General features: G+C 70.5%; 20 protein-coding genes. 9 read left to right on the forward strand and 11 right to left on the reverse strand.

Annotated features, from left to right (window positions below):
• Window positions 1–233: 233 nt before the first annotated feature.
• A complete protein-coding gene (gene gph / locus QN245_RS18360) occupies window positions 234–887 on the reverse strand; it encodes a phosphoglycolate phosphatase (RefSeq protein WP_317843838.1) in 654 nt (217 codons plus the stop codon).
• A gap of 445 nt (window positions 888–1,332) precedes the next feature.
• Entirely contained in the window at window positions 1,333–2,394 is a 1,062-nt protein-coding gene (gene dinB / locus QN245_RS18365; protein ID WP_317843839.1) for a DNA polymerase IV, read from the reverse strand.
• A 209-nt stretch (window positions 2,395–2,603) separates the two neighbouring features.
• Here dinB and fabA point away from each other — a divergent pair, with 209 nt between their 5' ends.
• Window positions 2,604–3,119 carry a 3-hydroxyacyl-[acyl-carrier-protein] dehydratase FabA gene (gene fabA, locus QN245_RS18370; RefSeq protein ID WP_160968846.1) on the forward strand — a complete coding sequence of 172 codons (516 nt, stop codon included), beginning with the start codon at window positions 2,604–2,606 and terminating at the stop codon, window positions 3,117–3,119.
• Window positions 3,119–4,327 (forward strand): beta-ketoacyl-ACP synthase I, encoded by a 1,209-nt coding sequence (gene fabB / locus QN245_RS18375; protein ID WP_160968845.1) that lies wholly within the window; start codon window positions 3,119–3,121, stop codon window positions 4,325–4,327. The genes fabA and fabB overlap by 1 nt, the downstream gene beginning before the upstream one ends.
• Window positions 4,328–4,373: 46 nt before the next feature.
• On the opposite strand, the gene QN245_RS18380 is transcribed toward fabB, so the two are convergent.
• From QN245_RS18380 to QN245_RS18405, 6 genes are all read right to left on the reverse strand, one after another.
• Entirely contained in the window at window positions 4,374–5,255 is an 882-nt protein-coding gene (locus QN245_RS18380) for an SH3 domain-containing protein (protein WP_317843840.1), read from the reverse strand.
• A 374-nt stretch (window positions 5,256–5,629) separates the two neighbouring features.
• On the reverse strand, window positions 5,630–7,654 hold the full coding sequence (locus QN245_RS18385) for a M3 family metallopeptidase (RefSeq protein WP_317845400.1): 2,025 nt from the start codon (window positions 7,652–7,654) through the stop codon (window positions 5,630–5,632).
• Between the two features lie 61 nt (window positions 7,655–7,715).
• Window positions 7,716–8,819, reverse strand: a complete 1,104-nt coding sequence (locus QN245_RS18390; RefSeq protein ID WP_160969200.1) for a PLP-dependent cysteine synthase family protein — start codon at window positions 8,817–8,819, stop codon at window positions 7,716–7,718.
• A 119-nt stretch (window positions 8,820–8,938) separates the two neighbouring features.
• Window positions 8,939–9,151: a heavy-metal-associated domain-containing protein gene (locus QN245_RS18395; RefSeq protein WP_317843841.1), complete on the reverse strand. Its 213-nt coding sequence runs from the start codon at window positions 9,149–9,151 to the stop codon at window positions 8,939–8,941.
• Window positions 9,152–9,185: 34 nt separating this feature from the next.
• Window positions 9,186–11,624 (reverse strand): heavy metal translocating P-type ATPase, encoded by a 2,439-nt coding sequence (locus tag QN245_RS18400; RefSeq protein WP_317843842.1) that lies wholly within the window; start codon window positions 11,622–11,624, stop codon window positions 9,186–9,188.
• Window positions 11,621–12,061, reverse strand: coding sequence for a heavy metal-responsive transcriptional regulator (locus tag QN245_RS18405; protein WP_160969204.1), 441 nt, complete (start codon window positions 12,059–12,061; stop codon window positions 11,621–11,623). Before QN245_RS18405 ends, QN245_RS18400 begins: the two co-directional genes overlap by 4 nt.
• Before the next feature lie 116 nt (window positions 12,062–12,177).
• On the opposite strand from QN245_RS18405, the gene QN245_RS18410 reads away from it, so the two are divergent.
• The 3 genes from QN245_RS18410 (at window position 12,178) to QN245_RS18420 (ending at window position 15,716) form a co-directional block, all read left to right on the forward strand.
• Window positions 12,178–12,579, forward strand: a complete 402-nt coding sequence (locus QN245_RS18410; protein WP_317843843.1) for a CopL family metal-binding regulatory protein — start codon at window positions 12,178–12,180, stop codon at window positions 12,577–12,579.
• Window positions 12,580–12,699: 120 nt separating this feature from the next.
• A complete protein-coding gene (locus QN245_RS18415) occupies window positions 12,700–14,517 on the forward strand; it encodes a copper resistance system multicopper oxidase (RefSeq protein WP_317843844.1) in 1,818 nt (605 codons plus the stop codon).
• On the forward strand, window positions 14,514–15,716 hold the full coding sequence (locus tag QN245_RS18420; protein WP_317843845.1) for a copper resistance protein B: 1,203 nt from the start codon (window positions 14,514–14,516) through the stop codon (window positions 15,714–15,716). The genes QN245_RS18415 and QN245_RS18420 overlap by 4 nt, the downstream gene beginning before the upstream one ends.
• Before the next feature lie 299 nt (window positions 15,717–16,015).
• On the opposite strand, the gene QN245_RS18425 is transcribed toward QN245_RS18420, so the two are convergent.
• Both QN245_RS18425 and QN245_RS18430 read right to left on the reverse strand, forming a co-directional pair.
• Window positions 16,016–16,489, reverse strand: a complete 474-nt coding sequence (locus tag QN245_RS18425; RefSeq protein WP_317843846.1) for a hypothetical protein — start codon at window positions 16,487–16,489, stop codon at window positions 16,016–16,018.
• A gap of 427 nt (window positions 16,490–16,916) precedes the next feature.
• The gene (locus tag QN245_RS18430) at window positions 16,917–17,636 is read right to left on the reverse strand and encodes a TetR/AcrR family transcriptional regulator (protein WP_317843847.1); all 720 of its coding nucleotides are present in this window, start codon (window positions 17,634–17,636) and stop codon (window positions 16,917–16,919) included.
• Window positions 17,637–17,740: 104 nt separating this feature from the next.
• On the opposite strand from QN245_RS18430, the gene QN245_RS18435 reads away from it, so the two are divergent.
• Complete coding sequence (locus tag QN245_RS18435) at window positions 17,741–18,871, forward strand: FAD-dependent oxidoreductase (RefSeq protein WP_184450294.1); 1,131 nt, start codon at window positions 17,741–17,743, stop codon at window positions 18,869–18,871.
• Window positions 18,872–18,994: 123 nt separating this feature from the next.
• Here the strand turns inward: QN245_RS18435 and glmS are convergent, their stop codons facing one another.
• Window positions 18,995–20,827 carry a glutamine--fructose-6-phosphate transaminase (isomerizing) gene (gene glmS / locus QN245_RS18440; RefSeq protein ID WP_184450427.1) on the reverse strand — a complete coding sequence of 611 codons (1,833 nt, stop codon included), beginning with the start codon at window positions 20,825–20,827 and terminating at the stop codon, window positions 18,995–18,997.
• Window positions 20,828–21,123: 296 nt separating this feature from the next.
• Between glmS and QN245_RS18445 the strand changes: the two genes are divergently transcribed.
• The 3 genes from QN245_RS18445 (at window position 21,124) to QN245_RS18455 (ending at window position 24,600) form a co-directional block, all read left to right on the forward strand.
• The gene (locus QN245_RS18445) at window positions 21,124–22,392 is read left to right on the forward strand and encodes an efflux RND transporter periplasmic adaptor subunit (protein ID WP_317843848.1); all 1,269 of its coding nucleotides are present in this window, start codon (window positions 21,124–21,126) and stop codon (window positions 22,390–22,392) included.
• Window positions 22,393–22,532: 140 nt separating this feature from the next.
• Complete coding sequence (locus QN245_RS18450; RefSeq protein WP_160969222.1) at window positions 22,533–23,249, forward strand: ABC transporter ATP-binding protein; 717 nt, start codon at window positions 22,533–22,535, stop codon at window positions 23,247–23,249.
• Between the two features lie 28 nt (window positions 23,250–23,277).
• Entirely contained in the window at window positions 23,278–24,600 is a 1,323-nt protein-coding gene (locus QN245_RS18455; protein ID WP_317843849.1) for an ABC transporter permease, read from the forward strand.
• Window positions 24,601–24,612 lie beyond the last annotated feature (12 nt).

Genomic DNA, 24,612 nt, shown 5'->3' on the forward strand with positions numbered 1-24,612 from the left:
ACACCCGCCCTCGTGCTCATGCATCGCGGCACGAACCTCACAGTTCGGCGCCCGCTACGCGCCCGTACCCTCACCCCAACCCCTCTCCCGGGGGGAGAGGGGCGTAATGCGTCATGGGTTGTGGGAGCGGCTTCAGCCGCGACGGGCCTTGCCGGGAAAGCCTGTCGCGGCTGAAGCCGTTCAACCGCATCCCGATCTTTGCGCTGCTCCGCGGTGCTTGAACCGCCGTCGTATCAACGCAGTTGCAGCAGCTCGCGCAGGTCGTCCATCAGCAGCACCACATCGGCGGTGACCAGATCCAGATCGCGCGGATAGCCGTAGCGCACCAGCGCCACCGGCATGCCGGCGGCCTGCCCGGCCTGCAGGTCGGTCCCCGAATCGCCGACCATCAGGCAGCGCGCCGGCGGTTTCGCGAACTGCTGTGCCAGGTGCAGCAGCGGCACCGGACTGGGCTTGCGTTCGGGCAGGCTGTCGCCGCCCAGCACCGCAGAGAACAGATCGGCCACGCCCAGATGGCGCAGCAGCGGCGGCACCATCGCCGACGGCTTGTTGGTGCACAGCGCCAGCGTCACCCCGTCCGCGTGCAGTTGCGTCAGCGTCTCGGCCGCGCCGGGATACAGCCGCGGACTGCGCAACAGGCATTCGGCGTAGTGACGCATGAAGGTCGGCATCACCGTCTCGAGTGGCGTGGCGTCGCCGGCATGCCGCCAGGCGATCTCGACCAGCTTGCGCACGCCCTCGCCGATCCAGCCGAGCACGGTCGCCTCCGGCACGCGCGGCAGGCCGAAGTCGGCCAGCGTGCGGTTCAACGCCTCGGCGATGTCGGCGCCGCTGTCGACCAGGGTGCCGTCCAGGTCGAACACCACCAATGCGTAGGGGAACGTCATCTCGTGCCAATGCGGGAGGGGGAAGTGCGCATTGTAGGTGGGGCAAGGCTGGTATGCGGTCGCGACAAGGCCGATCAGCATGACCAGACGATGAAGTCGGTGTTCCAATCCTTGCAGCATGCCCCTGTGGGAGGGACTTCAGTCCCGACGCGGAAGAGGCGAAGGCCACGTTTCCTGTTCGCTCGCGTCTCCCTTGGCTTTCAATCCACGCCGGTAGCCGTGCGACTGGAGCTGGCGCCTGTCGTGGCTGTCCCGGATCGTGTTTCAATCCACGCACACTCAAGGGCAGGACTGCGACAGACGCTGCCTATGGTGCAGCCGTTCCTATTTCGACCTCTGCACCGGTGAAGGTGCGGCTGCCAACTCGGCATCCTCGACGGCTACAACAATCCGTTTCAATCCACACGCCAGGCACAACACGATAAGCCCCCCGCGCGCGACCACCTCAACCGAACAAGCGCCCCTGCGCCTGTCCCGGCTCGCGTTCGTGGAAGCCGGACAGGCCCACGCCGACCAGGCGATAACGCGTGGACGTCGGCAGGTCCACGCGCTCGCGCAGCGCGAGGGCGATGTCGATCAAGGCCTGCAGCGAATCCGGCGGCTGCTCCGGAGTGAAGCTGCGGGTGAGGATGCGGAACTGCGCGGTCTTCAGCTTCAGCACCACCGTGCGCGCGATGCGTTCGGTGCGGCGGGTGGCGTTCCAGGTCTTCTCGGCCAGTTGCCGGATCGCCGGCTCCAGTGCGTCCAGCGCCAGGTCTTCGGCGAAGGTGTCCTCGGAGGAAATCGACTGCACCGGCTGGTCCGACTCCACCGGACGTTCATCGATACCGCGCGCGCGCTGGTACAGGCGCAGGCCGAAGCTGCCGAAACGCGCTTCCAGCTCGGCCTCGCTGCGCGCGCGCAGGTCGCCGACGGTGGCGATGCCCAGTTCCGCCAGCTTGGCCTCCATCACCTTGCCCACGCCGGGCACCTTGTTCACCGGCAACGGCGTCAGGAACGCGTCCACGCGATGCGGACGGATCACGAACTGGCCGTCGGGCTTGCGCCAGTCCGAGGCGATCTTGGCCAGGAACTTGTTCGGCGCGATCCCGGCCGAGGCGGTCAGCGCCGTTTCCTCGCGGATCTGCGCGCGGATGGTCTGGGCGATCTCGGTGGCCGTGCGCAATTCGCCCTTGGGCGCCGTGACGTCCAGGTAGGCCTCGTCCAGCGACAGCGGCTCGATCATGTCGGTGTGGCGCTGGAAGATCTCGCGCACCTGCCGTGACACCGCCTTGTAACGAGCGAAATCCGGCGGCACGAAGATCGCGTCCGGGCACAGCCGCTCGGCGCGCAGCGCCGGCATCGCCGAGCGCACGCCGAACACGCGCGCCTCGTAGGAGGCGGCGCACACCACCGAGCGCATGCCGCGCCAGGCCACCACCACCGGCTTGCCGCGCAGCGCCGGATCGTCACGCTGCTCCACGGACGCGTAGAACGCATCCATGTCGACGTGAATGATCTTGCGCATCGACCCCATACCCTACGCCTGCGAACGGTGCGCGCATGATAAGCCCCGCACTGCGCACGGGCTGAGAATGCGCGCCTTGATCCGGCGCAGTGCGCGCGCCGCCGCAGATGCCGACACTACGCGTGCGTACGGATAAAACGTTTGATTGAACGCGCAAGGCTCATGCACTCTTGCGCGCCTCGACTGTCTCGCCTGGGAATGTTCCGCTCATGAGTCGTCTGTCCTCCTATTCTCGCGAGCAATTGCTCGCCAGCGCACGCGGCGAGCTGTTCGGCGCCGACGCCGGGCGCCTGCCCAACGACCCGATGCTGATGTTCGACCGCATCGTCGCCATCGACGAGACCGGCGGCGCGCACGGCAAGGGCGTGATCCGCGCCGAACTGGATATCCGCCCGGACCTGTGGTTCTTCGGCTGCCATTTCATCGGCGACCCGGTGATGCCCGGCTGCCTGGGCCTGGATGCGATGTGGCAGTTGACCGGCTTCTTCCTGACCTGGCTGGGCGCACCCGGCCGTGGCCGTGCGCTGGGCGTGGGCGAGGTGAAGTTCACCGGCCAGGTGCTGCCCACCGCCAGGCAGGTGGTCTACGAGATCGACATCAGCCGGGTGATCAACCGCAAGCTGGTGATGGCGGTGGCCGATGGCCGCATGTCGGTGGATGGGCGCGAGATCTATACCGCCAAGGACATGCGCGTGGGCCTGTTCACTTCGACGGAGGCATTCTGATGCGGCGCGTGGCAATTACCGGGATGGGCATCACTTCATGCCTGGGCAACGACCTGGACAGCGTGTCGCGCGCATTGCGCGAAAGCCAGTCCGGCATCCGCCATAACCCGCAGGCAGTGGAAGCCGGCCTGCGCAGCCAGGTCGGCGGCGATGTGCAGTTGGACCTGGACGCGGCGATCGACCGCAAGCTCAAGCGCTTCATGGGCGATGCCTCGGCCTACGCCTACCTGGCGCTGCGCGATGCGCTGGCCGATGCAGGCCTGGACGAGGCGGCGATCAGCGACCCGCGCATCGGCCTGATCGCCGGCTCCGGCGGCGGCTCCAGCCACTGGCAGGTGGAAGCGGCGGACCTGCTGCGCAACCGCGGCGTGCGCAAGGTCGGCCCGTACATGGTGCCGCGCACGATGTGTTCGGCGGTGTCGGCGAGCCTGGCCACCGCGTTCAAGATCAAGGGCGTGAGCTACTCGCTGTCGGCGGCCTGCGCGACCTCGGCGCACTGCATCGGCGCGGCGGCGGACCTGATCCGCCACGGCCAGCAGGACGTGATGTTCGCCGGCGGCGGCGAAGAGCTGGACTGGACCATGAGCCTGATGTTCGACGCGATGGGCGCGCTGTCCACCGGCTTCAACGACACGCCGGCGGTGGCGTCGCGGCCCTACGATGCCGCGCGCGACGGCTTCGTCATCGCCGGCGGCGGCGGCATGCTGGTGCTGGAGGACTACGAGCGCGCGGTGGCGCGCGGGGCGCGCATCCATGCCGAACTGGTCGGCTACGGCGTGACCTCCGACGGCGCCGACATGGTCGCTCCGTCCGGCGAAGGCGCGGTGCGCTGCATGCGCATGGCGCTGCAGGGCGTGGATGCGCCGATCGACTATCTCAACACCCACGGTACCTCGACCCCGCTGGGCGATGTCACCGAGCTGGATGCGGTGCGCGCGGTGTTCGGCGATGCGGTGCCGCCGCTGTCCTCGACCAAGGCGCTGTCCGGGCATTCGCTGGGCGCGGCCAGCGTGCACGAGGCGATCTACTGCCTGCTGATGCTGCGCGACGGCTTCATCGCCGGCTCGGCCAACATCGACACGCTGGACCCCCGCGCCGAGGGCTTCCCGATCGTCCGCGAGAGCCGCGATGCCGCGTTGCGCACGGTGATGTCCAACAGCTTCGGCTTCGGCGGCACCAACGCCGCGCTGGTGTTCGCCAAGGCCTGAGCCGGGCCAAACGCGCACGCTGCCAGCAACGGCAGCGTGCCGCGCGTCAACGCTCCAGTTGCCTGACGTCGCGACGCCCGGCGTCGTGGTCCTTGTGCGCTTCCGGCTTGGCCGGTGGCGCTGAAGGCGGTGGCGGTGGCGGTGGCGGTGGCGGCGGCGGTGGCGGCGGTGGCGGTGGCGGCGGTGGTGGTGGCGGTGGCGAACTCGGCTTCGGCGGATGCCGCTCGACCCATTGGATCGTCGCCGGCGACGGCGGCCACGACGGCGATGCCGATGGCGCGGACGCAGGCGGCGGCACGGGCATCAGTCCCATCGATTCGCGCTGGCGGCGGTCGTCGTCCTGGCGTTGCAACTCCTTCGCCAGTTCCTTGTTGTAGCGGGGATTGAGCGCGTCCGGCGGCGGAATCTGGTACATCCGCTCGCCGGGCGGCGTCCATTGCGGCGTGGCGCTCACCGCCTCGGACGCAGGCGACGGCGGCGTCCGCCATTGTGGCGCCAGCTGCCGCTGCAGCGGGGCCGGAATCTGCGCCGGGCCGGCCGCGGTCGCGGTGCTTTCCAGCGATCGATAGCGCGCACGTTCGCGCGCCCACGGCTGACCGCGATAGTGCGTGTCCCAATAGCGGTCCAGCGCAAAGCCGACCGTGGGCACGCCAGGCTCACTGCCCTGTTCCTGGGCGTTGAAGTCGATCGCACCGGCCGGCAGCCAGCCGCGTTTCTCGCGCCAACTGACATCGCACCAGGCCCAGTCGCGGGTGCAGCCATGTACCCGCAACGCCTCGTCGGTGACCGGGGTGGCCACGCGCGGATACTCCGGTGCGGGGCCGGCACGCAGGCTGGCGCCGATGCGCACCGTGCCGCTGCCATCCTGCGCCAGCGCCGGCACGGCCATGCTCAACAGCAAGGGCGTCCACCACCCTGCTCGCTTCATGCGGTCCTCCTTGTGCAGTGCGGCAGTGTCCTGCGCCGCGATTGCGGCGGCGAAGATCGCCGTGCCGCTGCGCTTTGTTCTAGCACAGGGGAGCCGGGATTGGGGATTGGGGATTGGGGATGACCAGCCTGTGGCTGTTGAAAGCGGGGATTGGGGATTGGGGATTGGGGATTGGGGATTGGGGGCGGCAGCGTGCTGTGCGGAGCCAAACATTGGCAAGCGATTTTCTGCAGGAGCGGCTTCGGCGGCGACAGGCGTTACCGGTAATGCCCCGTCGCGGCTGAAGCCGCTCCTACAACAAAGCCAGAAGCGCGAGGAATGCCATGCACTCGCGAAAAATCACAAATCCCCAATCCCGACTCCCGAATCCCCGCTTATCCCGCCATGCCGCTGTGCCGCAGCAGCGCCTCCAACTCCGGCGCGCGGCCACGGAAGGCGGTGAAGTTCTCCAACGCCGGGCGGCTGCCGCCGCGCGAGAGGATCTCGCGCAGGAAGCGCGCGCCGGTGGCGGCCAACTGGTCGGGCGTTTCCTCGAACGCCGCATAGGCGTCGGCGCTGAGCACCTCGGCCCATTTGTAGCTGTAGTAGCCGGCCGCATAGCCGCCGGCGAAGATGTGGCTGAACTGGTGCGGGAAGCGATTCCAGGCCGGCGGCCGGTTCACCGCGACCTCATCGCGCACGCGCTCGAGCAACTGCAGCACGCTGTCGGCCTGCGCATCGAAGTCGTGGTGCAACTGCATGTCGAACAGCGCGAACTCGAGCTGGCGCACGGTGAACATACCGCTCTGGTAGTTCTTCGCCGCCAGCATCTTGTCGAACAGTGCGCGCGGCAGCGGCTCGCCGCTGTCCACGTGGGCGGTCATCGCCTGCAGACGCGGCCATTCCCAGCAGAAGTTCTCCATGAACTGGCTAGGCAGCTCCACCGCATCCCATTCCACGCCGTTGATGCCGGCCACGCCCAGTTCGCCGACCTGGGTCAGCAACTGGTGCAGGCCGTGGCCCATCTCGTGGAACAGGGTGGTGACTTCGTTGTGGGTGAAGGTGGCCGGCTTGCCGTCGCTGCCGCGGCCGAAGTTGCACACCAGGTACACCAGCGGGGTCTGCACGCCGTCGGCGCGCTCGCGGCGATTGCGGCAATCGTCCATCCAGGCGCCGCCACGCTTGCCTTCGCGCGCGTACAGGTCCAGATAGAACTGCCCGACCAGGCGCCCCTGCGCGTCGCTCAGGCGGAAGAAACGCACGTCCGGATGCCACACCGGCGCGCTGTCGGCCTCCACGCGCAAGCCGTACAGGTCGTGGATCAGGCCGAACAGGCCGTCCAGCACCTTGGGCTCGGTGAAGTAGCGCTTCACTTCCTGCTCGGAGAAGCTGTAACGCGCCTGCTTGAGCTTCTCGCCGGCATAGAGCAGGTCCCAGGCTTCCAGCGTGTTCAGGCCCAGATGCTCGCGCGCGAATGCCTCCAGCTCGGCGCGGTCGCGCTGCGCGTAGGGCTTGGCGCGTACGGCCAGATCGTGCAGGAACGCCAGCACCTGTGCGGGATCCTGCGCCATCTTCGTGGCCAGCGAATACTCGGCGTAGCTGGCGAAGCCGAGCAGCGCCGCCAGTTCGCCGCGCAAGGCGAGGATGCGGCCGATCGCCGCGCTGTTGTCCAGCGCCGCATCGCCGAACTCCGAGGCGCGGATCGCGTTGGCGCGGTACAGCGTCTCGCGCAGCGCGCGATCCTCGGCGTACATCTGCACCGGCAGGTAGCACGGCATCTGCAGGGTCAGCTTCCAGCCGGCCTGGCCATCGCGTTCGGCCGCTGCGCGCGCGGCGGCGATGCTGTCCTCGGGCAGGCCGGCCAGGCGCGCCTCGTCGTCGATCAACAGCGACCACGCGTCGGTGGCATCGAGCACGTTCTGCGAGAACTTGGCCGACAGCGCCGACAGTTCTTCCTGGATCGCGGCGAAGCGCTGCTTGTCGGCCTCGCCCAGTTCGGCGCCGCCCAGGCGGAAATCGCGCAACGCGTTGTCCAGCACCTTGCGCTGCGCCGGGCCGAGCGTGGCCGCCTCCGGCGAATGCGCCAGCGTGCGGTACTGCGCGAACAGCGCCAGGTTCTGCCCGAGCGCGCTGGAGAAGCGCGTCACCTTGGGCAGGTTGGCGTTGTAGGCCTCGCGCAGCGCCGGCGTGTTGACCACCGCCTGCAGGTGGCTCACCTGGCCCCAGGCGCGCCACAGGCGCTCGGTGGCGTCGTCCAGCGGCGCCACGAAGCTGTCCCAGCGCACCGGCGCCACCGTCTCGGCGGCAGCCACCGCGGCCTCGGCCTGCGCCAGCAGGGTGTCGATCGCCGGGCCGATGTGCTCGGGCTGGATCGCATCGAAGCGCGGCAGGCCGGAAAAATCGAGCAGGGGATTGGTCATCGCGGAAGTCTCGGTCACGGAAGGAAGGCCGGCGGCGCCGGCCATGGCAGTGAGATGGCGGTCAGTCCAGCGCGGCACAAGGCAGCGGCGGCAACCCGGCGCCGGCCACCGCCGCGGCCAGCTGCGCATCGGCCTGGTCCACGTCGATGCCGTGCTCGGCGTACCACTGCGGCCGGTAGTAGCTGTGCACGTAGCGCTCGCCGCTGTCGCACAAGATGGTGACGATGGCGCCGCTGCGGCCCTGCTCGCGCATGCGCGTGGCCGCCTGCAGCACGCCGACGAAGTTGGTGCCGGTGGAGCCGCCCACGCGCCGGCCCAGGCGCGCGCTGACGTAGCGCATCGCCGCCAGGCTCAGCGCGTCGGGCACCTTGACCATCGCATCCACGCAGCTGGGGATGAAGCTCGGCTCCACCCGCGGCCGGCCGATGCCTTCGATGCGCGAGCCGCCGGTGCTTTCCAGGCCGGCGTAGTCGCGCCCGGCCAGCGCCTCGCGGTAGCCGTCGAAGAACAGCGACACCTCCGGATCCGCGCACAGGATGCGGGTGGGATGGCGCCGGTAGCGTACGTAGCGCCCGAGCGTGGCCGCGGTGCCGCCGGTGCCGGGGCTGCACACGATCCACGCCGGGATCGGGTGCGGCTCCTCCTGCATCTGCCGGAAGATCGATTCGGCGATGTTGTTGTTGGCGCGCCAGTCGGTGGCGCGTTCGGCGTAGAGGAACTGGTCCATGAAATGGCCGCCGGTCTCGCGTGCCAGTTGCACCGAATCGGCATGCAGGTCGCAGGCGCGCCCGACCAGGTGGCAGCGCCCGCCCTGGAACTCAATCGCGGCGATCTTTTCCGGCGAGGTCGTCGCCGGCATCACCGCGATGAACGGCAGCCCCAGCAGGCGCGCGAAGTACGCCTCGGACACCGCCGTGGAGCCGCTGGAGGCCTCGATCACCGGCCGCCCCTCGCGCAGCCAGCCGTTGGCCAGCGCGTACAGGAACAGCGAGCGCGCCAGGCGATGTTTGAGGCTGCCGGTGGGATGGCTGGATTCGTCCTTGAAATACAGGTCGATGCCGGGGAAACCGGGCAGGTCCAGCGGGATCAGATGGGTGTCGGCCGAGCGGTTGAAGTCGGCTTCGATCTTCTGGATGGCGGCGGCCACCCAAGCGCGATGGGTCATGGCGGTGCGGGAGCGGAGAAACCGCGCCCACGATACACGCCCGGCCCGCGTCCGGGTCATGCGCGACCGCGGCCGCCACGCCGGCGTTCACCCGGCGTGGCGCGGCGCCGGGGCGGCGCTCAGCCGGCGGCCACGCTGAAACCGGCGTCGGCGATCGCCTGCTCCAGCGCGGCCACGTCGATGCGCGCGGGGTCGTAGTCGATGCCCACGCGCCCGCCCTCCAGCACCACCGTGCTGGCGCTCACGCCCGGGCAGGCGTTCAGCACCCGCTGCAGCCGCGCGCTGCAGCCGCCGCAACTCATGCCGTGGACGAGGAGATCGAGATGTTGCATGTCAGGCTCCAAAGTGAAGAAATCGAACACGCGCTCACTGCGCACGCCAGCGATTCAGCAGCAGCGCGTTGCCCAGCACCGAGACCGAACTCAGCGCCATCGCCGCGCCGGCGATCACCGGGTTGAGCAGGCCGAACGCGGCCAGCGGGATGCCCAGGCCGTTGAAGACGAAGGCGAAGAACAGGTTCTGGCGGATCTTGCGCACGGTCGCCGCGGACAGGTCGATGGCGGCGGCGACGCCGGCCAGGTCGCCGTGCATCAGCACCACGTCGGCCGCCTCGATGGCGATGTCCGAACCGCTGCCGATGGCGAAACTGACGTCGGCCGCGGCCAGCGCCGGGGCGTCGTTGATGCCGTCGCCGACCATGCCCACGTGCGCGCCCGGCACGGCCTGCAACTGGCGCACATGCGCGGCCTTGTCCTGCGGCAGCACCTCGGCCTGCACCTGCTCGATTCCGAGCCGCGCGGCCACCGCCTGCGCCGCGTGGCGGTTGTCGCCGCTGAGCATGGTCACGGCGATGCCGCGCGCCTGCAGCAACGCCACCGCCTCGGCGGCGTCCTCGCGCAGCGGATCGGCGATGGCGATGTAGCCGGCCACGGCGCCGTCCACCGCCACCCCGACCACGCTCTGGCCCTGCGCCTGCGCCGCCTCGGCCTGGCGGCGCAGCGTCGGGTCGGCCGGCACGGCGACCAGGCCATCGAGCCACGCCAGCGCCCCCAGCACGACCTCGCGCCCGTCCACGCGGCCGCGCACGCCCTGCCCCGGCAGCGTCTGCACTGCCTCGGCCAGCGGCGCCGGCACGGCCGCGCGCACGCCCAGGTCGGCGGCGCGCTGCACGATGGCGCGCGCCAGCGGATGCGCCGACCCGGTTTCCAGCGCCGCGGCCAGGCGCAACAGCGGCGCGGCCTCGGCCTCGTCGGCGACCAGCACCGCGGTCACCTGCGGCTGGCCCAGGGTCAGGGTGCCGGTCTTGTCGACCACCAGCGCGGTCAGCGCGCGGGCGCGTTCCAGCACCTCGGCGTCGCGGATTAGGATGCCGGCGCGCGCGCCGACGCCGGTGCCGACCATGATCGCGGTCGGCGTGGCCAGGCCCAGCGCGCACGGGCAGGCGATCACCAGCACCGCCACCGCGTGCACCAGGGCGTCGGCGAAGCTGCCGCCCAGCGCCCAGGTCGCGCCCAGGGTGATCGCGGCGATGGCCAGTACCGCCGGCACGAACACCGCGGCGATGCGATCGACCAGGCGCTGGATCGGCGCGCGCGAGCCTTGCGCGGCATCGACCATGCGCACGATCTGCGCCAGCAGCGTGTCCGCGCCAACGCCGGTGGCGCGCGCGCGCAACAGGCCGAGCTGGTTGACCGTGGCCGCATGCAGGCGGCTACCCGGTGCCTTGGCCACCGGCAGCGCCTCGCCGGAGAGCATCGCCTCGTCCACGCTGGAGTGGCCGTCGAGCACCTCGCCGTCCACCGGCACGCGCTCGCCGGCAGCGACCACGAACACATCGCCGACCGCCAGTTCCGCCGCATCCACCTCCACGATGACGCCGTCGCGCTCGACCCGCGCAGTGGTCGGCGCCAGGTCGAGCAGCGCGCGCACCGCCGCGGTGGTGCGGCGCTTGGCACGGGCCTCGAGCAGGCGCCCGAGCAACACCAGGGTGATGACGCTGGTGCTGGCCTCGAAGTACACGTGCTGGTCGTGCAGGCCGGCCACGGTGACCACGGCGCTGTACAGATAGGCCATGCCGGTGCCCAGCGCGACCAGCACGTCCATGTTGGCGCTGCCGTTGCGCAGGGCGCGATAGCCTGCACGGTAGAAGCGCGCGCCGATCCAGCACTGCACCGGTGTCGCCAGCAGCCACTGCAGCCAGCGCGGCAGCGGCTCGGCATGCGCACCGCGCAAGGCGTCGCCATCCAGCATGCCGAGCATCTGCCCCCAGAACGGCAGGGTCAGCAGCACCGCCGCTGCGAACATTCCCAGCTCGCGCCGCCAGGCGCGGCGCTCGCTGCGGCCGCGCTCGGCCAGTTGCTCGGGGTCCATGGCCTGCGCGACGCGCGCGCCGAATCCCGCACGGGCGATCCGCGCGATCAGCTCCGCCGGCGCGACCGCACCGTTCACGATCTCCACCCGCGCCTTGGCCGAGGCCAGGTTGGCGTGACCGGCAAGCACGCCCGGGGTCTTCGCCAGGACCGCGTCGATCGCCGCCACGCAGGAGGCGCAGTGCAGGCCGCTGAGTTCCAGGGTCACCGCCTGGGTCGGCACGCTGTAGCCGGCCTGCTGGATGCGCTGCAACAGTGTCGGCAGGTCCACTTGCTGCGGGTCATAGTCGACCTGCACGCGCGCCCCGGCATAGCTGGCCTGCGCCGCGACCCCGGGCAGGCGCTGCAACGCCTTCTCCACGCCGGCCGCGCAGGCGGCGCAGGTCATGCCCTGCACCGGCAAGGTCAACGAGGCGGTGGCGCGGTCCGCGCTCATCGCGGCGGCTCGCCGGCGGCATCGCCGCGGATGTCGCCCAGGATCGGGCAGGCGTCCGGCGCACCGCGGCCGGGACACTCCTCGACCAGCATCGCCAGGGTGTCGCGCATCTCGGTCAGTTCGGCGATGCGCCGGTCCAGCGCCTGCAGGCGCGCGCTGGCGCGCTGCTTGATGCCCTCCACGCCGTGCACGCGATCGTCCTGCAGCGCCAGCAGTTCGCCGATCTCCTCCAGCGAAAAGCCCAGTTCCTTGGCGCGGCGGATGAAGCGCACCCGCTGCACCGCCGCGGCGTCGTACTCGCGGTAACCGGATGCGCGGCGCGGGGCGGGCGGCAGCAGCCCCTGGCGCTCGTAGTAGCGCACGGTATCGATGGCGACGTCGGCCTGGCGGGCGAGCGCGCCGATGGTGAAGCGGACGGTGGCGGGATCGGATCGCATGCGCACACCCTACTCCCTGGAGTCGGGTCCAGAGTCAAGCCTTCCCGCGCGGCAGTCGCTTGCCGCCCACGCCGGCTTCGGTATCCTCTGCGCTTCCCGCCGTCACCCTGCCGCCTGTGCCGACCTTCGCCGTCCTGATGCGCCTGCTGCTGTGCCTGAGCCTGCTGCTCAACGGCACCGCGGCCGCCATGGCGATGCCGGGCATGGCGACGCACGGCCCCTCGACGCACGACACGGCTGCCACGATGGCCAGCGCGGCGCCGGCGCATGCGGCGATGCCCTGCCACGACGCGCCGCCACCGGCGGATCACGACGGCCCCTGCCACGACCATGCCGGCAAGCACGGCGGCTGCGGCGGCATGGCGGGCTGCCAATGTCCGCATGCGCAACCGCTGCCGGCCCTGCTGGCGATGCCGCTGGCACTGCCGCGCATGCCCCGCACCCTGGTCGCCGCCGCTTCCCAGGCCGCGCACGGTGCGCCCGGCCTGCCACGACTGGAACGTCCTCCCAGCGCCTGAGCGCGCGCGGCCGCCCCACGGGCGGTCTCCTGGCGGCGGCGCACAGACGCTGCCGCGTCCGTGCCTGCAGCGCCCCGTCGGCGCTGCGCGGCACATCGCATCCGCTTATGGACCTGACACATGAACGCATCTTCTTCCGGCCTGCCGGCGCTGCCGTCGCGGCGCCGCTTCGTCACCGGGCTGGCGCTGGGCGCCGCCGCCGGCCTCAGCGGGCTGCCGCTGCGCAGCGCACAGGCCAGCGCGCTCGCCCGCAACGGCGCCGCGCCCTATGTGCTGCACGGCACCGACCTGGACCTGAGCATCGGCAGCACCCGGGTCAACTTCACCGGGCGCGAGCGCCCCGCCATCGCCGTCAACGGCAGCGTGCCCGCACCGATCCTGCGCTGGCGCGAAGGCGACACCGTGACCATCCGCGTGGCCAATCGCCTGCCCGGCCACACCCAGACCTCGGTGCACTGGCACGGCCTGCTGCTGCCGGCCAACATGGACGGCGTGCCGGGCATGAGCTTCGACGGCATCTATCCGGGCGAGACCTACCAATACCGTTTCGCCCTGCGCCAGTCCGGCACCTACTGGTACCACAGCCATTCGCTGCACCAGGAGCAGGCCGGGCTGTACGGCGCCATCGTGATCGACCCGCGCGACCCGCCGCCGTACCGCTACGACCGCGAGCACGTGCTGTTGCTGTCGGACTGGACCGACCTGGACCCGGCCGCGCTGTTCCGGCGGCTGAAGCAGATGCCGTCCTACGACAACCTGTACCAGCGCACCGTCGGCGATTTCCTGCGCGACGCGCGGCAGGACGGGCTGCGCGCCACCCTCGCTGACCGCGGCATGTGGGGGCGCATGCGCATGACCCCCAGCGACCTGTCCGACGTCAACGGCAACACCTACACCTACCTGCTCAACGGCATGACCCCGGCCGGCAACTGGACCGGGCTGTTCCGCCCCGGCGAGAAGGTGCTGCTGCGCTTCATCAACGCCTCCAGCATGAGCTACTTCGACGTGCGCATCCCCGGGCTGAAGATGACCGTGGTCGCCGCCGACGGCCAGTACGTGCATCCGGTGAGCGTGGACGAGTTCCGCATCGCCGCGGCCGAAACCTACGACGTGCTGGTCGAACCCAGCGGCCAGGACGCCTACACGGTGTTCGCCCAGGACATGGGGCGCACCGGTCACGCGCGCGGCACTTTGGCCGTGCGCGACGGGCTGCAGGCGCCGGTGCCGGCGAACGATCCACGCCCACTGCTGCGCATGCAGGACATGGGCCACGCGATGGCCGGGCACGCCGGCATGGAGCACGGCGCGGGCACGGCCATGCACGGCATGGAGGGCGGCTGCGGCGCGAGCATGCCCATGGCCGGCATGCCGGGCATGGAGCACGCCGCGCACGCAACTGCAGGCGCTGCCGCGGCATCTGCGCATCCACGCAGCGAACGCGGCAATCCGCTGGTGGACATGCAGTCCTCCGCCACCGCGCCGCGGCTGGACGACCCGGGCATCGGCCTGCGCGACAACGGCCGCCGCGTGCTGACCTACGCCGACCTGCACAGTCTGTTCGAGGATCCGGACGGACGCGAGCCGGGACGCGAGATCCAGCTGCACCTGACCGGCAACATGGAGAAGTTCGCCTGGTCGTTCGACGGCGTTCCCTTCGCCAGCGCCGAACCGTTGCGGCTCAACTACGGCGAGCGCCTGCGCATCGTGCTGGTCAACGACACGATGATGCAGCACCCGATCCACCTGCACGGCATGTGGAGCGACGTGGAGGATGCCGCCGGCCGCTTCCAGGTGCGCAAGCACACCGTGGACATGCCGCCGGGCACGCGCCGCAGCTACCGCGTGCGCGCCGACGCGCTGGGGCGCTGGGCCTACCACTGTCATCTGCTGTATCACATGGACGGCGGCATGATGCGCGAAGTGCGGGTGGACGCATGAGCCGCTCGCGCCTCGCTCCGCTCGCGCGGGCCACCGGCCTGACGCTGCTGTTGGCGCACGCCGCAGCGCAGGCGCAGCATGCCCATGCTGCCGACACCGGCGCCGACGCAGCTGCCGCGCGCTGCGCCTGCCCTGCGTCCGCTGCCGCCGTGCCCATGGCGGACGCGGCGGCAACGCAACCCGACACGGCAATGCATGGCGCCATGGACCACGCAGCCATGGGGCATGCCGCGCACGTGCCGGCCATGCAAGGCGCGCCTGCCACGCAGACCACGGCAGAGCACGCCGACGCCATGTCGCACGCGCACATGGACCACGCCACGATGGACCACGCGGCCGCGCCGGCGTCGCAGGGCGATCACCGCGAACACGCGCACTCCGCGCACGACGGCATGCATCACGACGGCATGGACCACGCGATGCCCTCCGCGCCTTCCCCGACAGCGACCGCGTGCCACTGTCCCGCGAGCGCCAACACGCCGCTGCCGCGCGAGCCGATCCCGCCGATCACCGCGGCCGACCGTGCGGCCGCGTTCCCGGTGCTGCGCGACCACGGCATGGCGCACGGCGCCTCGCGCACCGGCTATTTGCTGGTCGATCGCCTGGAGGGCTGGGACAACGCCCATGGCAGCGGCCAGGCCTGGGAAGCGCGCGGCTGGTACGGCGGCGACATCGACCGGCTATGGCTGCGCAGCGACGGCGAACGCGAGGGCGGCCGCACCACCGCGTCCTCGCTGGAACTGGCCTATGGCCGCGCGATCTCGCCCTGGTGGGACGTGCTGATCGGCGGCAGGCAGACGTTCGCGCCGGGCCACGCGCGGACCTCTGCCGCGTTCGGCGTGCAAGGCATGGCGCCGTACAAGTTCGAGGTGTCGGCCATGCTCTACGTCGGCGAAGGCGGCCATGCCAGCCTGCACCTGGAAGGCGAGTACGACGTACTGCTGACCAATCGCCTGATCCTGCAGCCACGGCTGGAAGCGGAACTGGCCGCGCGCGACGATCCGGCGCATCGCACCGGCAGCGGCCTGACCACCGTGGAGGGCGGGTTGCGCCTGCGCTACGAAGTCACGCGCCGGTTCGCGCCGTATGTCGGCGTGGAGCACGTGCGCAGCTTCGGCGAGACCGCCGATCAGCGTCGCGCCGCTGGCGAGGCCATGCGCGAGACGCGCTGGGTCGCCGGCCTGCGCTTCTGGTTCTGAGCCACGGCGGCGCGCCGTAGCACATGGCGAACGGCGGCGCAGAAGACGCGCCGCCTTGGCGAAACACGGCACCGCCGCTAGACCGGCGTTCGCGGTGCCCCAGCTGCATGTGCGCCCATCGCCACCATCCAGGCACGAACAACGAAGACGTGCCTTTGTAGGAGCGGCTTCAGCCGCGAGGGGCGTTACCGGGAAAGCCCGTCGCGGCTGAAGCCGCTCCTACGAGACGCCGAGACGGGGCCGGGCCACAGCGCATCACGCATGAACGGCGAAGGACATCCGACGTGCCTCGCCACCGCTCACGCGTGCAGCGCCGCCTGCAACGCCGCCACCTCGTGCCGTGGCGGCCGCAGCGCGCCCAGCGTGCCGACCAGTTCACGGTAGCTGCGCGCCAGTTGCGCGAACAGCCCGGCGTCGCTGTCGCGGGTCTCGGCGACTTCGGCATAGGCGCCGCGGCCGAGATCGATGAAGTAGTCGACGCTGACCCGGCGCCGTTCCGCCACGCCGGGAAACAGCCCGGCGATCAGCAGACAACCGTCGCCGACCTCGCGCAACGCGTCGGCGCGTGTGCGTCCGACCTGCTCCTGCGCATGCAGCCAGGCCAATGCCTGGATGCGCGCCAGCAACTGCGCGTCGCGCTGGTAGCGCAGCAGCACGAACACCAGGTAGTGCTCGCGCGATTCGTCCAGCGGCCGGCCCAGGCGCTGCCCGGCCTCGTGCACCAGCGCCTGCCACAGCTCGGCCGGCGCCCCCTGTCTGAAAGACTCGTACATACGTCCTCCTGCGTGGTGGGAACCCTCGCAGGAAGCTTATGCATAACCCGGGCCAATGCGCTGGCAGCCGACCACACCGTCTGCCAAGGCGGTGCCGCTGCAGCGCCTTACTCCACCGTCACCGACGTGGCCCGGTTGCGCGGCTTGCCCACAGGCGCCAGCGTTCGCCGCATGGACTGGTGGCGCGGCGCGCGCATCAGAACCGGACGAAGCGCGATGTGCCTCCGCCTCCTCGGCGGCACCACCTGGCGACCGATGCTGGACGCACCGATACCGTGGCCTGGCCACGTCATTCCGGGCAATGAATCGCGCCAGGCCGACGGCGCTGGCTGCACAGACTTAGCTGCGCCGGCACCAGCGCGACGGGGCGACGTGCGTAGCGTGCGCGACGTGCGTGCCAGCAGCAGGCGCGTCCCTGCAGGACCGCTCAGGAATGACGGGGCTTTTTGCGCGCGCCGCCGGCCACCTGCGCGCCGCCCTGCGCCACGATGCCGGCAAGGATCAGGTCGATCCCGGCGATGAAGTCCACGCGGTCGTCGTGCGTCTGCAGTGCGCCGGCCATGCTGCGCACGAAGGGATACGCGACGGGATCGAGCCGCGACCACGTGCTCGCCATTGCGGCCAGGGTCGCGTCGCGGACAAGACCCTGGGTGAGCGCCAGTTGCGTATTGGCCGCGTTCTGTCCGCTTACGCCGAGCATGTAGTTGAGCAGCGCGGACACCGCCGCCCACTGCGCCGTGTCGGCCACACCGAGCGCACGCAGCGGCCGGCCAAGGCCTTCGATGATGCGCACGATCGGCAACTGTCCCGGCGCCTGCCACAGGGCCGACCCGATCCAGGGATGCGCATCGATCGTGTCGAACATGGCCAGGGCCAGCGCGCGGATGGCGGCCTGCGGCGTGGCGCCGGCCGGTGGCGTCGGCAGGCTGCGCGCGATGACGGCGTCGCAGGCGGTCGTCAGCAGATCGCGTTTGTCGGCGATGTGTCCGTAGAGCGCGCCCGGTCCGGTGGCGAGCCGTTCGGACAAGGCGCGGAAGGTCAGCCCGGCCTCGCCGTCGCGATCGAGCAGGGCGATCGCCGCCTCCACGATCTGCTCGCGCGACAGTGCTGCGTCACGGCGGGGCTGATTGCGTCGTGTCTTGGTCATGGCCGATCTTGACATGAATGGAACGCCATTCCAAGATGATGGAACGCCATTCCATCCAGCTCGGCGCAGCGGGGTTCGTTGCGCCCACCCGCCATCGAGGCACCATGCACACTCCCATCGCGATCATCGGTGCCGGACTCGGCGGGCTCGCGCTCGCCCGCGTGCTGCACCTTCACGGCATCGCCGCGACCCTCTACGAAGCCGAGGCATCGGCCGATGCGCGCCCGCAGGGCGGCCTGCTCGACATCCACGACTACAACGGCCAGCTGGCACTCAAGGACGCCGGGCTCTACCCGCAGTTCCGCGCGCTGGTGCTGCCCGGCGCGGATGCGAAACGGGTCGTCGACCGCGATGGCACCCTCCTGATCGAGCGGCCGGACCTCGGCGCCGGCAACCGGCCGGAGGTGGATCGTGGGCAGTTGCGCCGCCTGCTGCTCGACGCCCTCCCCGCCGGCGCGGTGCGCTGGGGCTGCAAACTCGCCGATGTGTCGCCGCTCGCCGATGGGCGGCATCTATTGCGCTTCGGCGATGGCGCCACGGTGACCACCGATCTGCTGGTCGGCGCGGACGGCGCCTGGTCGAAGGTGCGGCCATTGCTGTCCGCTGCCGTGCCCGCCTACAGCGGCACCACGTTCGTCGAGACCCGCCTGTTGGAGGCCGACACCCGGCATCCGGCCAGCGCGCAGCTGGTCGGCCACGGAACGCTGATGGCGGTCGCACCGGGCAAGGGCCTGTTCGCGCACCGCTATGCCGACGGCACGCTGCATGCGTATGTGTCGCTGGTCAGGCCGCAGGCGTGGTTCGACGGCATCGACGTCGCCGTGCCGGCGAGCGCGATGGCGCGCATCGCCGCGGAGTTCGCCGGTTGGGCGCCGGCGCTGACGGCGTTGATCACCGCCAGCGACACGCCGCCGGTGCTGCGCCCGATCCATGCCTTGCCGGTCGAGCACCAATGGGAGCGCGTCCCCGGCGTGACCCTGCTCGGCGACGCGGCGCACCTGATGTCGCCGTTCGCCGGCGAAGGCGCCAACCTCGCGCTCTACGATGGTGCCGAGCTGGGCAAGGCCATCGCCGCGCATCCCGGCGCGATCGAGGCCGCGCTGGCCACGTACGAAACCCGACTGTTCGCCCGCAGCGCGCCGTTCGCCCGCGAATCCCAGCGCAACCTCGCCCTGTTCTTCGACGACGCCGCGCCGCAGAGCCTGGTCGACTTCTTCAACGGCGTCGCCACGTAGCCGCCAGCGACCTCCGCTGGCGCTACGGCGGACATCGCCACAGCGCGCCACATCCGCATCGCACCGTCATGGCGGCCCGCGCACGCCCGCCATCGCTGGCGCGCCGAACGTCCCTGGACGCGCTTACTCCACCGTCACCGACTTGGCCAGATTGCGCGGCTTGTCCACGTCGGTGCCGCGCGCCAGCGCGGTGTGGTAGGCCAGCAATTGCACCGGCACGGTGTGCAGCACCGGGCTGAGCACGCCGGCGTGGCGCGGCGTGCGGATCACGTGCACGCCCTCGGATTCGTTGAAGTTGCTGTCCTGGTCGGCGAACACGAACAGCTCACCGCCGCGTGCGCGCACTTCCTGCATGTTGGATTTCACCTTCTCCAGCAGGGTGTCGTTGGGCGCGATCACCACCACCGGCATGTTGGCGTCGACCAGCGCCAGCGGGCCGTGCTTGAGCTCGCCGGCCGGGTAGCCTTCGGCGTGGATGTAGGTGATTTCCTTGAGCTTGAGCGCGCCCTCCAGGGCGATCGGGTAATGCAGGCCGCGGCCGAGGAACAGCGCGTTGTGCTTGTCGGCGAAGCGCTCGGCCCATACCGCGATCTGCGGCTCCAGGTTGAGCACGTGCTGCACGCTGCCGGGCAGGTAGCGCAACTGCTCCAGGTACTCGGCCTCCTGCTCGGCGCTCAGCCGCCCGCGGCGCTTGGCCAGCACGCAGGTGAGCTGGAACAGCGCTGCCAGCTGGGTGGTGAAGGCCTTGGTCGAGGCCACGCCGACCTCGGCGCCGGCGCGGGTGTACAGCACCATCGCGCTGGCGCGCGGGATGGCGCTCTCGGGCACGTTGCAGATCGACAGGGTCTTGGCGTGGCCCAGCGACTTGGCGTACTTGAGCGCCTCCATCGTGTCCAGGGTTTCGCCGGACTGGGAAATGGTCACGATCAGCTGCCGCGGATTGGCGCAGGCGTCGCGGTAGCGGTACTCGCTGGCGATCTCCACGCTGCACGGCAGCCCGGCGATGCCCTCGATCCAGTAGCGCGCGGTCAGCCCGGCGTAGTAGCTGGTGCCGCAGGCCAGGATCTGCACGCCGTCCACGTCGGCCAGCAGCGCCTCGGCCTTGCTGCCGAACAGCGCGGTGTCGAACCCGCCGGCGTCGAACAGCGCCTCCAGCGTGTCGGCCAGCGCGCGCGGCTGCTCGTGGATCTCCTTCTGCATGAAGTGGCGGTACGGGCCCAGTTCCAGCGAGGCCAGCGACACATCGGACACGTGCGGCTCGCGCTGCACCGGCTGGTCCTGCGCGTCGTACACCTGCACGCCGTCGCGGCGCAGTTCGGCGGTATCGCCCTCTTCCAGAAAGATCACCCGGCGCGTGGCCTGGATCACCGCCGAGACGTCGGAGGCGATGAAGTTCTCGCCCTCGCCCAGGCCGATCAGTAGCGGGCAACCCATCCGCGCGCACACCAGCAGGTCCGGGCGCGACTTGCTCACCGCGGCCACGGCATAGGCACCGGTCAGCTCCTTCACCGCCGCCTGCAACGCGCCGAGCAGGTCGCGGCCCTGGTCGATGTAGTGGTGGATCAGGTGGGCGATGACCTCGGTGTCGGTCTGCGATTCGAACACATAGCCCAGCGCAGTCAGGCGCTCGCGCTGCTGTTCGTGGTTCTCGATGATGCCGTTGTGGACCAGGGCCAGGTCGCCGTGGCTGACGTGCGGATGCGCATTGGCCTCGGTGACGCCGCCGTGCGTGGCCCAGCGGGTGTGGCCGATGCCCAGCGGCGCATGCAGGCCCTCGGCCAGCGCGGCGCTCTCGGTCTCGGACACGCGGCCGGTGCGGCGCACGCGGCGCACCTGCCCGTCGGCGATGGCGGCGATGCCCGCCGAGTCGTAGCCCCGGTATTCCAGGCGCTTGAGCCCCTCGATCAGGACCGGAACCACATCGCGATCCGCGATCGCACCGACGATACCGCACATAGCCACGCCCTTCGCCGAAAAGTCCGCCATTCTAGCCAAGTCCGCTGAATGTCTCGCCGCTGTCCGCTGCCGGACTAGGGCGTGTCACCAATTCCCGAGGATGTCGCGTTGGGTCTGGCAAGCCCAATCCGAAGGGCCGCGATTGCTCGGAAATTGATGACACCCCCGAGTGTCCGCGAACGTGTCCGCGGACACTCGGACACTTGTCCGCGCCGCCCGCCTCCATGCAATTCAATGGCTTGCAGTTGGCACGCATCCTGCGATGGAGTTCCCATCCTCACCGCTGCGATCGTCCGATGATCCGTGACACCTCCGCCCAGGACCAGGTTCTCGCCCGCCCCCGCTCCGCCACCTGGCGCCGCTGGCTGTGGCCCGGGCTGATCGTTGCGCTGGTGCTGCTGGGCATCGCCTTCGCCGCACGCGGCTGGATCGCCGGCAGCCGCTCGTTCGACGCGCAACGCGTGCGCATCGCCACGGTGACCCGCGGCGACCTGGTCCGCGACATCTCCGCCGACGGCCGCCTGATCGCTGCCAACAGCCCGACCCTGTACGCCATCTCCGGCGGCACCGTGACCCTGAAGGTGGTCGCCGGCGACGTGGTCAAGCAGGGCCAGGAACTGGCCGAGATCGACAGCCCGGAGCTGCGCAGCAAGCTGGCCCAGGAAGAGGCCACCCTGGCCGGCCTGGAGGCCGAGGCCGGCCGTGCCGACCTGGACGCGACCCTGGCCCGCGCCAATGCCAGCAAGCTGATCGACCAGGCGCAGATCGAGCGGCAGGCCGCCAGCCGCGACCTGGAGCGCTACGAGCGCGGCTACGAAGGCGGCGCGGTGCCGCAGGTGGAACTGGCCAAGGCCCAGGACACCCTGAAGAAGGCCGACATCGCGATGAGCCATGCACAGAAGGATTCCGGCCTGCAGGCCCAGGGCGCCTCGCTGGACGCACGCAACAAGCGCCTGCTCGCCGAGCGCCAGCGCGCGGTGGTGGCCGAGGTGCAGCGCCAGGTCGACCTGCTGACCCTGCGCTCGCCGTTCGACGGCCAGGTCGGCCAGGTGCAGGTCTCGCAGCACACCAACGTCGCCGCCAACGCGCCGGTGCTGAGCGTGGTCGATCTGTCCAAGTTCGAACTGGAGATCAAGGTACCGGAGAGCTTCGCCCGCGACCTGGCGATCGGCATGCCGGCGCAGTTGACCAGCGGCGCCGGCGAACCGTTCGCCGGGGCGATCTCGGCGGTGTCGCCGGAAGTGGTCAACGGCGAGGTCAACGCGCGCATCCGCTTCACCGACAAGCAGCCGCCGGGCCTGCGCCAGAGCCAGCGCATGAGCGCGCGGGTACTGCTGGATACCCGCAAGAACGTGCTCAAGCTCGAGCGCGGCCCGTTCGTCGAACAGTCCGGCGGCCGCTACGCCTACGTCATGGACGGCGACTCGGCGGTGCGCCGCCCGGTCGAACTGGGCGTGACCAGCCTGGGCGAGGTCGAAGTGCGCTCGGGCCTGCAGCCGGGCGACCGGGTCGTGGTCTCCGGCAGCGACCTGTTCGGCGACGCGCCGCAGGTGACGGTGCATTGAAGGCCGGGATTGGTGAGTCGGGATTGGGGATTGGTTGAAGCCCCATGCTGCTCTCCTGTCCTTGCCACTGATCCAGACGCGTCGCACCCCACCAATCCCCAATCCCCAATCCCCGCTCCACCACCACAGGAACTCACGCCATGCTCGAAATGCGCTCCGTCTCCAAGGTCTTCCGCACCGAACAGGTCGAGACGCATGCGTTGCGCTCGCTGGACCTGCATGTCCGCGAGGGCGAGTTCGTCGCCGTCACCGGGCCGTCGGGTTCGGGCAAGACCACCTTCCTCAACATCGCCGGCTTGCTGGAAACCTTCACCAGCGGCCAGTACCTGCTCGATGGCCAGGACGTCAGCAACCTCAACGACGATGCGCGCTCGCGCATGCGCAACCAGAAGATCGGTTTCATCTTCCAGGGCTTCAACCTGATCCCCGACCTCAACCTGTTCGACAACGTCGACGTGCCGCTGCGCTACCGCGGCATGGGCGCGGCCGAGCGCAAGCAGCGCATCGAGGAGGCGCTGGGCCGGGTCGGGCTGGGCTCGCGCATGAAGCACTATCCGTCCGAACTGTCCGGCGGCCAGCAGCAGCGTGCGGCGATCGCACGCGCCCTGGCCGGCAGCCCGCGCCTGCTGCTGGCCGACGAACCGACCGGCAACCTCGACTCGCAGATGGCGCGCGGCGTGATGGAACTGCTGGAGGAGATCAACGCGCAGGGCTCGACCATCGTCATGGTCACCCACGATCCGGAGCTGGCCGCGCGCGCGCAGCGCAACGTGCACATCGTCGACGGCCAGGCCACCGACCTGCAGCGCGAACCGGTGCTGGCGCACGGCGGCAACGACGCCGCGGCCGCAGGCTGATCGGCAGGGCGACGGCGCGGAGACTGGCATGCTCAGCTACTACTTCCAGCAAGCGTTGCGCAGCCTGCGCCGCAGCCCGGTGCTCACCGCGCTGATGGTGCTGTCCATCGCCGTGGGCATCGGTGCGGCGATGACCACGCTGACGGTGATGCGGCTGCTGTCCGGCGATCCGTTGCCCGGGCGCAGCCAACAGATCTTCTTCGCGCAACTCGATCCGCGCCCCAGCAACGGCGCCAACCAGAAGCCGTACGACAAGCTCGACTACCCCTCGGCCATGGACCTGTGGAAGAGCGGGCGCGCCGATCGCCAGGCCATGGTCGCCGAGAGCGAGATCAAGGTGCGCGCGCCGGACAGCGCCACCGCGCCCTTCATGACCCAGTTGCTGATGACCCAGGCCGATTTCTTCCCGATGTTCCAGGTGCCGTTCGCCTACGGCAGCGGCTGGCGGGCGCGCGACGATGAGGACAGGGCACGGGTGGCGGTGATTTCGGCCGATCTCAACGCCAAGCTGTTCGGCGGCCGCAACAGCGTCGGCCGCAGCCTGCTGGTGCGCGGCACCGCGGTACGCATCGTCGGCGTGCTGGCGCCGTGGCGGCCGTCGCCGCTGTTCTACACACTGGCCGGCGGCAGCTTCGCGCATGGCGATACCGCCAGTTTCTATGGACGGCCGCAGGACGTGTTCATGCCGCTGTCCAGCAGCCTGGAGGTCAACGACGGCCATATCCAACCATGGACCTGCTTCAGCAAGGTGGATTCCGCAATGGACCTGCGCGATGCGCCGTGCGTGTGGCTGCAATTGTGGGTGCAACTGGACACGCCGGCGAAGGTCGCCGACTACCGCCGGCTGCTGGCCGACTACGCCGCGCAGCAGCACGCCGCCGGGCGCATCGGCCGTGCCGACACCGCGCGCCTGCTGTCCCTGCCGCAATGGCTGGAGCACAACCGCGTGGTGCCGGGCGACGTGCGCCTGCAGAGCTGGCTGGCGCTGGCGTTCCTGGGCCTGTGCCTGTTCAACAGCGTCGGCCTGCTGCTGGCCAAGTTCCTGCGCCGCGGCGGCGAGATCGGCGTGCGCCGCGCGCTGGGCGCGTCGCGGCGCGCGATCTTCGCGCAGTGCCTGACCGAGGCCAGCGTGATCGGCCTGGTCGGCGGCGCCGGCGGCTGGCTGCTGACCCTGCTGGGCCTGTGGAGCGTGCGCCAGCAACCCACCGCCTACGCCGACCTGGCGCATCTGGACCCGACGACGTTCGCCGGCACCTTCGCCCTGGCGATCGCCTGCAGCCTCGCGGCCGGCCTGTTCCCCGCCCTGCGCGCCAGCGGTATCGCGCCGGCCATGCAACTCAAGAGTCTGTAACCGGGGCGCACG

The sequence above is a fragment of the Xanthomonas rydalmerensis genome (genome assembly GCF_033170385.1).
In the GTDB taxonomy this organism is placed as follows: Bacteria; Pseudomonadota; Gammaproteobacteria; order Xanthomonadales; family Xanthomonadaceae; genus Xanthomonas_A; species Xanthomonas_A rydalmerensis.